A 9,814-nucleotide genomic window follows, 5' to 3' on the forward strand; every position below is an offset into this window, starting at 1 on the left:
GGGTCAAAAGTCCATCATGCCCGGCGGTGGCTCGCGGAAGCCGCCAGGTTGGTCAATGCCGCACGGGCGTCGTCGTGGATCGGAGCGCTCGCCAGCGCTTCGACGCCTTCCGCCACCCGCTGCTGGATCAGGGCCTCGACCTGCGCGACGGCGCCGGTCTCGGCGATGACCTCGGCGCGGCGGGCGATCGCGGCGGGGGAGTTGAGCCCGCCGGAGCCGTCGGCGGGGATGACGGCTCCGGCGGGGTCCGGGGCCAGCTCGGCCCGCTGGGCGGGCGACGCGAGCTGGTGGGCGAGCATGAGCAGTGTCGTGGGCTTGCCGGTGAGCAGGTCGTCGCCCGCCGGCTTGCCGGTGACCACGGGGTCGCCATAGACCCCGAGGAGGTCGTCGCGCAGCTGGAACGCCTCGCCGACCGCGATGCCGTAGCGGTTGTAGGCCTCGTCGACGGCCGCCGCGTCGGCATCGGCCGGACCCGCCAGCGCGAGACCGAACTGCAGCGGGCGCTGCACCGTGTAGCTCGCGGTCTTGTGGCGGGCCACCAGCAGCGCGCGGTCGACGGACCAGGCGGCGGGCTCGGTCTCACCGAGGACGTCGAGATACTGCCCCGCGACTGCCTCGATGCGCATGCGGTCGTAGCAGGCGCGGACGGCGAACAGCGTGGCGGTGGAGACGGCGGCCCGGGCCAGCAGCTGGTCGGCCCAGACCAGGCAGAGGTCACCGACGAGGATCGCCGAGGTGGTGCCGAAATGGTCCGGGTCGCCGAGCCGGCCGGCGTTGCTGTGCTGGGCGGCGAAGATGCGGTGGGCGGTGGGGCCGCCGCGCCGGGTGGCCGAGTCGTCCATCACGTCGTCGTGGACGAGCGCGAACGTGTGCATCAGCTCGAGCGCCGCGAGCGCCGGCAGCACCGGCTCGACGGGCTCGCGCGCGGCCACCACACCGCGCCACCCCCAGTAGGCGAACGTCGGGCGCAACCTCTTGCCGCCGGTCAGCACGAGATCCCGTGTCGTGCGGGCGAAGCGGCCGAGCGCCGGGTCGACGTCGTCCAGCGCGGCGGTCTGGCCGCTCAGGAACTCGGCCAGAGTGCCCTCGACAGCCGTCGTCAGCCCGTCCGCTTGGACGGTCTGGCGAGGTATCCCGATACGGGGGTTTCCCTCGAGGATGTCGTTGGCCACGGAGGCGACATTACCGTAGGCTGCCAGTTGCGTCGATTCATGCGTCGATTTATTTGGGGAGGGCCCGTGGAGGTCGATCTGGCGACGGCCTACGAGCGGTGCCGTGAGCTGCACAAACGTCATGGCCGCACCTACTACCTGGCGACCCGGTTGCTCCCGAGGTGGAAGCGACGCCACGTCCACGCCTTGTACGGTTTCACCCGGTATGCGGATGAAATCGTCGATCGCACCGAGGACCTGCCACCGGCCGAGCGGGCTGCCCGCCTCACCGCCTGGTCCGACGAGTTTCTCGCGGGTCTGGCCGGGGCGCCCACCGACGACCCGCTGCTGCCCGCGGTGCTGCACACCATCGCCGTGTTCGACCTGGACCGGGCCGACTTCGCGGCGTTCCTGCGCAGCATGGCGATGGACCTCACCGTCACGTCGTACGCGACCTATGACGACCTGCTCGACTACATGGAGGGTTCGGCCGCGGTCATCGGCACGATGATGCTGCCGATCCTCGGCTCCAGCGATCCGGCCGCCGCCCGCGAGCCGGCCCGCCAGCTGGGCCTCGCCTTCCAGCTCACCAACTTCATCCGCGACGTGTCGGAAGACCTGGACCGCGGTCGCACCTATCTGCCGGACGAGCATCTCGCCGAGTTCGGGGTGACCCGCGCCGACCTCTTCGCCGCGCAGGCGGCGGGCCGGTCCACCCCGCAGATCAAGGCGCTGATCCGCGCCGAGGTCGCCCGCGCCGACGAGCACTACGCGGCCGCGGCTCCCGGCATCCCCCTGCTGCTGCCCGGGTCCCAGGCCTGCATGCGCACGGCCTATGAGCTGTACGGCGGCATCCTCGACGAGGTCGCGGCCGAGGACTACGACGTCTTCACCCGGCGCGCAACGGTGCCCAACCAACGCCGCGCCGCGGTGGTGGCCAGATCACTGCTGACCAGACCGGGCACCCCGACCACCGCCTTCGCCCGAAGCTGAGCCCCCGATCCGAAAACCGAACAAGGCCCGGACCGCAAGCCCGGACCTGAGCCCCGGAATCGACGCGACCGAGCGGAACCGAGAAGCGGAGCTGACATGCGAACGGCCGTCGTCCTGTTCACCCGGGACCTGCGGGTGCACGACAACCCGGCGCTCGCCGCCGCCTGCGCCAACGCCGAGCAGGTCGTTCCCCTGTTCGTCCTTGACCCCAACCTGCAACGCCTCTCGCCGAACCGCGCCCTGTTCCTGCACCAGAGCCTCGCCGACCTGCGCGAGACACTCCGCGGCCTGGGCGGCGACCTCGTCATCCGCACAGGTGACCCGGTCGCCGAGGTGATCAAGGTGGCGAGCGAGGTCGGCGCCGAGGGCATCGCGCTGAGCAGCGACGTCAGCGCCTACGCCCGGCGCCGTGAGCAGCGGCTCGAGCAGGAGTGCGAGCAGCACCGCATCTCCCTGCGCCTGTTCCCCGGCACCACCGTCGTGCCGCCGGGTGACGTGCGGCCGGGTGGTGGCGGCGAGCACTACCGGGTCTTCTCCCCGTACTACCGGGCCTGGTCGGCGGCCAAGTGGCGCGACGAGGTGGCGACGCCCGCGCGGGTTGTGCTGCCACCGGAGCTGAGCACCGGCGAGCTTCCCGAGCCGCCGGCTGGGGAGTCGCCCGCGGCCGTCAAGGGTGGCGAGACGGAGGGCCGGCGCCGGCTGAAGACGTGGCTCAAGCACGTCGGCCCGTACGACGATCTGCACAACGACATGCCCGCCGACGGCACTTCGCGGCTCAGCGCGTACCTCAGGTTCGGGTGTGTCTCGCCGTTGACCGTGGCGAACGCGGCGCGGGCGCTGGACGGCCCGGGCCCGGACGCCTTTGTCCGCCAGCTCGGCTGGCGTGACTTCTACTACCAAGTCACCGCAGGGTTCCCGGCCATTTCGACGCAGGCATACCGCAAGTCGGGCGACGGCGAGTGGCGCGACGATCCGGAGGCACTGCTGCACTGGCAGGAGGGGACTACCGGGGTGCCCGTGGTCGACGCGGGCATGCGCCAGTTGCGGGCCGAGGGCTGGATGCACAACCGGGCCCGCCTGATCACCGCTTCGTTCCTCACCAAGCACCTCGGCCTCGATTGGCGCGACGGCGTGCGGTGGTTCTTCCGGTGGCTGAACGATGGTGATGTCGCCAACAATTCGGGTAATTGGCAGTGGGTGGCCGGCACCGGGAACGACACCAAGCCGTACCGGCGCTTCAACCCCATCCGGCAGGCAGAGCGGTTCGACCCTGACGGCGTGTACGTTCGGCGCTACGTCCCGGAGTTGATTTCCATCCCGGGCCGAGCCGTACACCAGCCCTGGCGACTACCGGATACGGTTCGCTCAGGTCTCGACTATCCGGGCCCGCTCGAGTCGCACCGCGACGAGGCGGTGTGGCTGCGGCCATGACCGGGGTGCCGGTGAGTTTCCTGTCCGGTTCGCCGGACGGGATGTGGAAGCGGGTCCTGCCGACCCGTTGCGTTCGTCCGTTGAAGGCCGGCAGGACCCGCGACAAACTGCCCACCCGGCCGGCCCGGAAACCTCACGGCCGGGCGGACACGTCAGGCCGGCAGCGTGTGCCAGGCGCCGTAGTGGTGCACCGCGATGCCACCGAAGGCCGCCGTCTGCCGGGTCGCCTCATCAACCTTGGCCAGCTCCAGCTTCAGCGCGGCCGCGCCTTCCTCGTGGAAGGTGCAGTGCAGGCAGTCCGCCAGTGGCCCGGTCTCCGCCGCCAGCCGCACCCGCTTGCCTGCCGCCTTGCCGCGGGCCAGCCAGTCCAGGCTGACCGCCAGGATGGAGTTCGGACCGGTCGCAGTGTCGCGGTAGCTCATCACCGTCACCCCGTTGACCCGGCGCAGCACCTCGTCGGCCAGGTTCTTGCGGCCGAGCTTGTACTGCCCGAACCAGAACGGCACGTCGGCCTCCAGCGACAGCGTGCTCGCGGCCCGCATCCGGTCCAGCAGCTTGAGGTACGCCGCCTGGGTCGCCGGCAGGTCGGTGGTCCAGCCGTCGACCAGGTACGGCTCGACGTCGAGGTGGATGCCGTCGAAGAGGCCGGTCGACACGACGGTCCGTTGCCAGGCCAGCGCCGCGGCGTGGTTGTTGACCCAGTCCGGGTCACCGCCGAGCGCCCGCAGCTTGATCCGCCGGGCGACGGCCATTTCCTTGAGCTCCTGCAATCGCGCCAGGCCGCCGTCGGTGAGGACCGAGGGTGCAACGTGGACAAAGACCTCGGAGATGTTGTGCTTGCCGGCCCAGCTGATCACGTCAGCGGCCGGATCGTCGCCCCACAGCCACATGGCGCGGGTGTTCACCGGCACCGCGGTCAGACCCGCACTGCCCGCCGACGAAGCCCCGGGCAACGCCGTGGCGGCGGCCATGAGGATGGCAGACACCAGCCCTGCCTGCCATCGCCCCCTCATGACCGCCCCCTTTACCGTGGTGATTCCGCTTCCGCGAGGGAACAGAATCGGCCGGGGCGGCGGTCAGGTGAGAAGTCGCACCGAGGAAATCGCCGTGTCGACCGCGCCGACCCGGTCGAAGTCGCCGATCCGGCGGGTGACGTAGGCGATCGCGTGGCCGGCGGCCGGGTCTGCCCAGGCCGCGTTGCCGCCCAGGCCGCCCATGCCCCAGGTCCCGTCGGGTTCGAGCTGCACGCCGAGGCCCCAGGTCGTGGATTGTTCGATGAACAGGTCCGGACCGGCGAAGTGGGCCGAGACGAGGTCGGTGACGAGCGCCGCGCTGAGCAGCCGGCGCCCGTCGAGCACGCCGCCGGCCAGCAACCCCGCATAGAAGCGGGCCAGCGAGTCGGCCGTCGCGTGCAGGTTCACCGCCGGGATGACGGACCGGCGCCACAGGTCGCTGTTGAGGACGGCGAGGTCCCGGGAGCCGGGCGGGTTCGCGATGGCCCGCGCACGCACCGAGCCCGGCTCACCGGCCAGCAGGTCCTGCCGGTCCGGCCGGTCGAACTCAAGCTCGGCGCACCGTTCCGTCTCCGCGGTGCCGAAGCTGAAGTCGAGCCGCCACGGCCGGGCGATCTCCTCGGCGACGAAGCGCGCCGGCGGCCGGCCGTCGACGCGGCGGACGAGTTCGCCCAGCAGATGGCCGTAGGTCAGGGCGTGTTCGGCAGCCACTGTGCCCGGCGGCCACTCGGGGTGCGCGGCGGCCAGGTCGGCGCAGAGCAGATCCCAGTCGCTCCACGCGGACGCTTCCCGCGGCACGGGGAAGAACGGAAGGCCGGCTGTGTGCGTCAGCAGCTGCCGTACCGAAGCATCGGTCGTGAATCGCGGCCAGTGCCGCGCGATCGGATCGTCCAGGCCGATCAGGCCGCGGTCGACCAGCAGCAGCACCGCCAGCGCGATCACCGGCTTGCCCACCGAATAGACATTGACCAGGGTGTCTGCCGTCCATGGCCGGGTTCGCGCGGTGTCGGCCCAGCCCTCGCGCAGATCGACCACCAGGTCGCCGTGACGTCGCACCGCGAGGGCCGATCCGCCGCGCGGTTCGGCCGCGAATGCGTCCCGGACCGGTTCGTATCCGGGCGCCACGAAGCCGTCGATATTACGGTCCGCTGACATGGGCGCACAGTACCCGCCCAGTATCCGCCGATGGTGGAAAGCTGGTCCCATGGGCGAAGCGCAGCAATCAGATGTGGTGGTCGTCGGCCTGGGCGTCGGCGGCGAGGAGGTCGCGGGACGGCTCGCGCGGGCCGGCCTGGCGGTCATCGGCATCGAGCACACCCTGGTTGGTGGCGAATGCCCCTATTGGGGCTGCATCCCGACCAAGATGATGATCCGCGCCGGCAACGCCCTCGCCGAGGCCCGCCGCATCCCCGGCCTGGCGGGCACGTCGCAGGTCACGTCCGACTGGGCGCCGGTCGCCCGCCGGATCCGTGAGCAGGCCACCGACACCTGGGACGACAAGGTCGCCGTCGACCGCTTCACCGGCAAGGGCGGCCACTTCGTGCGCGGCCGGGCCGCCATCACCGGACCGGGCCGGGTGCGGGTCGACGATCAGGAATGGGTGGCGAGCCGCGGCATCGTCGTCGCCACCGGCACGGCGGCGGTGATCCCGCCGATCGAAGGGCTCGCCGGCACGCCGTACTGGACGAACCGCGAGGCCGTCGAGGCCGAGACCCTGCCGGACACGCTGCTGGTCCTCGGCGGCGGCGCCATCGGCCTCGAGCTCTCCCAGGTCATGGCCCGCTTCGGTGTGCAGGTCACGGTCATCGAGGGCAGCGATCGACTGCTCGCGATGGAGGAGCCGGAGTCGTCCGAGACCGCGGCCGCGGCCATGGCGGCCGACGGCATCAAAACCCTGACCGGGGTACGCGCTAAGCACGTCACCCACTCCAGCGGCGGCTTCTCGGTCGAGCTGTCCGACGGCTCCACGGTCACGGGCGAACGGCTGCTCGTCGCCACCGGACGCGCCGCCCGTCTCGGTGGCCTGGGCCTGGAAACCATCGGACTCGACCCGTCGGCCCGCTTCCTGACCACCGACCATCGGATGCGTGCCGCCGACGGGGTCTGGGCCGTCGGCGACGTGACGGGCAACGGCGCGTTCACCCACATGGCGATGTACGAGGCCGACGTCGCCGTCCGCGACATCCTCGGCCAGGGCGGCCCGGGCGCGGACTACCACGCCAAGCCCCGCGTCACCTTCACCGATCCCGAGATCGGCGCCGTCGGCCTGACCGAGCAGCAGGCCCGCGACGCCGGCATCGACGTCCAGGTGGGCTACTCGAGCCTGCCGTCGTCCTCCCGTGGGTTCGTGCACGGACCGGGCAATGAGGGGTTCATCAAGGTCATCGTCGACCGGTCCCGCGGCGTGCTGGTCGGCGCCACCTCAGCCGGCCCTTCCGGCGGCGAGGTTCTCGGAGCGTTGACCGTGGCGGTGAAGGCCGAGGTGCCGGTGGCCACGCTGCAGGCCACGATCTGGGCCTATCCGACATTCCATCGGGCGATCGGTGATGCCCTGCATTCCCTCTAGAGCGGGACGGTCGCCGTGATCGTGGCGCCTGCCGGAGAGGTGACGATGGACAGCTCGGAGAGCTGCCGGGCGATCCACAATCCGCGTCCGCCGGGCAACGAAGGCGCCGGCAGGGTGTGGCCGGCATGGGCGGGATCGTCCAGGCCCGGGCCGGTGTCGCTGACCTGGCAGTGCAGCAGGCCGTCGGCCAGCCACAGCCGCAGCCGGCCCATGCCGCCGCCGTGCCGGACGGAGTTGCTGGCCAGCTCGTGGGCGATCAGCACCATCAGGTCAACGGTTCGGGCGTTGGCCACCGTGGAGACGTGGGCGGCGACGGTCGCCCGCACCCCATACAGGCTGTCCCCGTCGAAGCCCTGCTCGACGAGCATCGCAGCAAGTGCGGGCTCGCGGACCGCGGGGGACGTGTCGGTCCGCTCAACGTTCGCCATCGCGCACCAGCATCCGCAGCGCGGGCACGTCGGCGGCGCCCGCGACCGTCAACGTCCGTTCGATCGGCTCGGCGCAGACGACGATCATCCGCCGGGGCTCGGGCAGATTGGCCGCCGTCCGCAGGATCACGGCCGCCGCGCCGGCGTCGATGAAGCGCAGGTGGTTCAAATTGAGGTGGACGTCGTGATCCAGTCGGACGGCCTCGGCGAGCGCGTCGCTCAGCACGTCGGCCCGGGCATAGTCGAGCTCGCCCGCCACCCGTACGCCCGGCGGCACGTGCTGCCGGCAGATCCGCAGCACCGCGTCCTCGTGGTAGACGGTCGCCGCCACCGTCCGGGGATGCACCCGGGCCGCATAGGCGAGAGTGACCGGGTCGAAGCTGTCCCGGTTGTATTCGCAGATGGCGGTCAGTCGCCCCGCGGCGAAGAGCCGTCCTACCTCGGACTCGAAGACCAGCAGCTGCTCGGCGTTCGCCTGCGGCCGGGCAGCCCAGCACATGTCCGCGGTGATCCGCAGACCCGTCCGGCCATCCCGGTCGGCCTGGGCGAGCTCGCGGGCGAGGAGCTCGACCATGGTGGCGGCATCCGGCCCCGTGCCCCCGCCCCACAGTCGGTCGCTTTCGGCGACGGTGAGTTCCTGCGCGCCGTCGAGGCCGCGTTCCAGCAGCTCGGCGCGGAGCCCGTCGACATAGGCGGCGTCCGTGAAGCAGATGACCCGCTCGCCGCGCGACTGCCCGGCGGCCACGAAGGCGGCCAGGATGTCCAGCCGCTCCTCGGGATCGGTGAAGGTCAGGCAGGCGTGGTCGCCTGGGCTGAGCCGATCCACCGGTGTCGTGGCGACCATGCGTCCTCCTAGGAGCCCGGGGCTGGAAACGTACCCGATGACAGAAGGGCCCAAGCAAGGTTTGGCCGGACGGTCCGGGGTAACTGAGTCGGCATGGTGCGGCAGACGATCTCCCGGCTGGAGCAGGCCTCGGCGCTGGACGCCGTCAGCGATCGCCTCCAGGGCGTCGTGCAAAGTGCGATCAAGCCCAGGCGCCTGCGGGACCTCCTGCACGGCACTTGGCTCGGTCATCCCCTGCACCCCGTCCTCGTCCAGCTCCCGGTTGGCGCCTTCATGAGCGCCGCGGTGCTGGACGCGCTGCCGGGTCAGGACAAAGCGGCGACCACGTTGATCGCCGTCGGCACGGTCGGTGCCGCTCCCGCGATCGCCGCCGGCCTGGTCGACTGGTCCTCCCTCTCGCGGGACCAGCGCCGTGTCGGCCTGATCCATGCCGCGGCCAACACGGTGGCCCTGGGCCTCTATGCCGGGTCACTCGCGGCGCGTTTCTCCGGCCGGCGAGGGCTGGGCAAACTCCTGGGGTACGCCGGACTGAGCATCGCCGGAGCCGGGGCTTACCTGGGTGGGCACCTCTCGTACGAGCAGGGCGCCCAGATGAACCACGGTTCTTCCGAGGTGCTGCGCCTGCCCGAGGACTGGGCCGAGATCGGCGAGGTGGCGGCGCTGCCGGAAGGCAAGCCGACGGTACGCACGATCGGCGACGTCCGGGTGCTGCTCTACCGCCTCGGCAACGAGGTCACGGCGATGGTGGAGCGCTGCGGCCACCAGGGCGGGCCGCTCGGCGAAGGTGACGTCGAGGGAACGGGCGAGAACGCCTGTGTGGTCTGCCCGTGGCACGGAAGCACGTTCCGTCTCAAGGACGGCTTGGTCGTGCACGGCCCGGCGGCCGGGGATCAGCCCACGCTGCGTACCCGCGTCCGTGACGGAGTGCTGAGCGTGGCCACGCCCTGAACGCGTTCCCGCAGGTCAGTGCGTTGTGGCGTGGGACACGGGGGGTCGATTTGGAGCCCGGGAAACGAGCAGGTAATGTTTTGCGAGCCGGCAGGGAAACGGGCGAGGCAAGCAGAACGAACTGACCAAGCGTCAGGGAGATCAGCTACCGGCCGTCCTGCCAAATCCTTCGAACTTCGGGATCGTAGCAACGCTGCCCTGCGCAGCGGAGCGCCGAGCCCGGGACGAAGGGTGCGCTAGGTACGAACGGCACGAACCGGGAGATACCGGTTGACAGGGCCAGGAAGACCTAGTAGAGTTGAACGAGTGCCTCGGGAGCGGGTCGCCTAGCTGGGCGGCAAGTTCGACGGTGTGTGGTTGTTCTTTGAGAACTCAACAGGGTGCTAGATAAGCCAGTGCCATGAGTAATGCCTCGGCCTCTTTTGTGGGGTTGGGGGTTC

The 9,814-nt window shown here is 71.0% G+C and carries 9 protein-coding genes; 4 read left to right on the forward strand and 5 right to left on the reverse strand.

Annotated elements, in window-relative coordinates:
* Window positions 1–14: 14 nt before the first annotated feature.
* Window positions 15–1,172 (reverse strand): polyprenyl synthetase family protein, encoded by a 1,158-nt coding sequence (locus ACZ6S4_RS42290; RefSeq protein ID WP_465480272.1) that lies wholly within the window; start codon window positions 1,170–1,172, stop codon window positions 15–17.
* A gap of 39 nt (window positions 1,173–1,211) precedes the next feature.
* Here ACZ6S4_RS42290 and ACZ6S4_RS42295 point away from each other — a divergent pair, with 39 nt between their 5' ends.
* Window positions 1,212–2,144, forward strand: a complete 933-nt coding sequence (locus tag ACZ6S4_RS42295; RefSeq protein ID WP_465480273.1) for a phytoene/squalene synthase family protein — start codon at window positions 1,212–1,214, stop codon at window positions 2,142–2,144.
* Between the two features lie 96 nt (window positions 2,145–2,240).
* Window positions 2,241–3,575 (forward strand): cryptochrome/photolyase family protein, encoded by a 1,335-nt coding sequence (locus ACZ6S4_RS42300; RefSeq protein WP_465480274.1) that lies wholly within the window; start codon window positions 2,241–2,243, stop codon window positions 3,573–3,575.
* Between the two features lie 152 nt (window positions 3,576–3,727).
* Here the strand turns inward: ACZ6S4_RS42300 and ACZ6S4_RS42305 are convergent, their stop codons facing one another.
* Together ACZ6S4_RS42305 and ACZ6S4_RS42310 are read right to left on the reverse strand one after the other, a co-directional pair.
* Entirely contained in the window at window positions 3,728–4,561 is an 834-nt protein-coding gene (locus tag ACZ6S4_RS42305; protein ID WP_465480275.1) for a hypothetical protein, read from the reverse strand.
* A 90-nt stretch (window positions 4,562–4,651) separates the two neighbouring features.
* Window positions 4,652–5,743 carry a serine hydrolase domain-containing protein gene (locus tag ACZ6S4_RS42310; protein ID WP_465480276.1) on the reverse strand — a complete coding sequence of 364 codons (1,092 nt, stop codon included), beginning with the start codon at window positions 5,741–5,743 and terminating at the stop codon, window positions 4,652–4,654.
* Between the two features lie 49 nt (window positions 5,744–5,792).
* On the opposite strand from ACZ6S4_RS42310, the gene ACZ6S4_RS42315 reads away from it, so the two are divergent.
* Complete coding sequence (locus ACZ6S4_RS42315) at window positions 5,793–7,154, forward strand: dihydrolipoyl dehydrogenase family protein (protein ID WP_465480277.1); 1,362 nt, start codon at window positions 5,793–5,795, stop codon at window positions 7,152–7,154.
* On the opposite strand, the gene ACZ6S4_RS42320 is transcribed toward ACZ6S4_RS42315, so the two are convergent.
* Window positions 7,151–7,582, reverse strand: coding sequence for an ATP-binding protein (locus tag ACZ6S4_RS42320; protein WP_465480278.1), 432 nt, complete (start codon window positions 7,580–7,582; stop codon window positions 7,151–7,153). The genes ACZ6S4_RS42315 and ACZ6S4_RS42320 overlap by 4 nt on opposite strands.
* Window positions 7,569–8,426 carry an MEDS domain-containing protein gene (locus tag ACZ6S4_RS42325; RefSeq protein WP_465480279.1) on the reverse strand — a complete coding sequence of 286 codons (858 nt, stop codon included), beginning with the start codon at window positions 8,424–8,426 and terminating at the stop codon, window positions 7,569–7,571. The genes ACZ6S4_RS42320 and ACZ6S4_RS42325 overlap by 14 nt, the downstream gene beginning before the upstream one ends.
* Window positions 8,427–8,519: 93 nt before the next feature.
* On the opposite strand from ACZ6S4_RS42325, the gene ACZ6S4_RS42330 reads away from it, so the two are divergent.
* A complete protein-coding gene (locus ACZ6S4_RS42330) occupies window positions 8,520–9,374 on the forward strand; it encodes a Rieske (2Fe-2S) protein (RefSeq protein WP_465480280.1) in 855 nt (284 codons plus the stop codon).
* Window positions 9,375–9,814 lie beyond the last annotated feature (440 nt).

The sequence above is a fragment of the Actinoplanes sp. NPDC051405 genome, assembly GCF_055586185.1.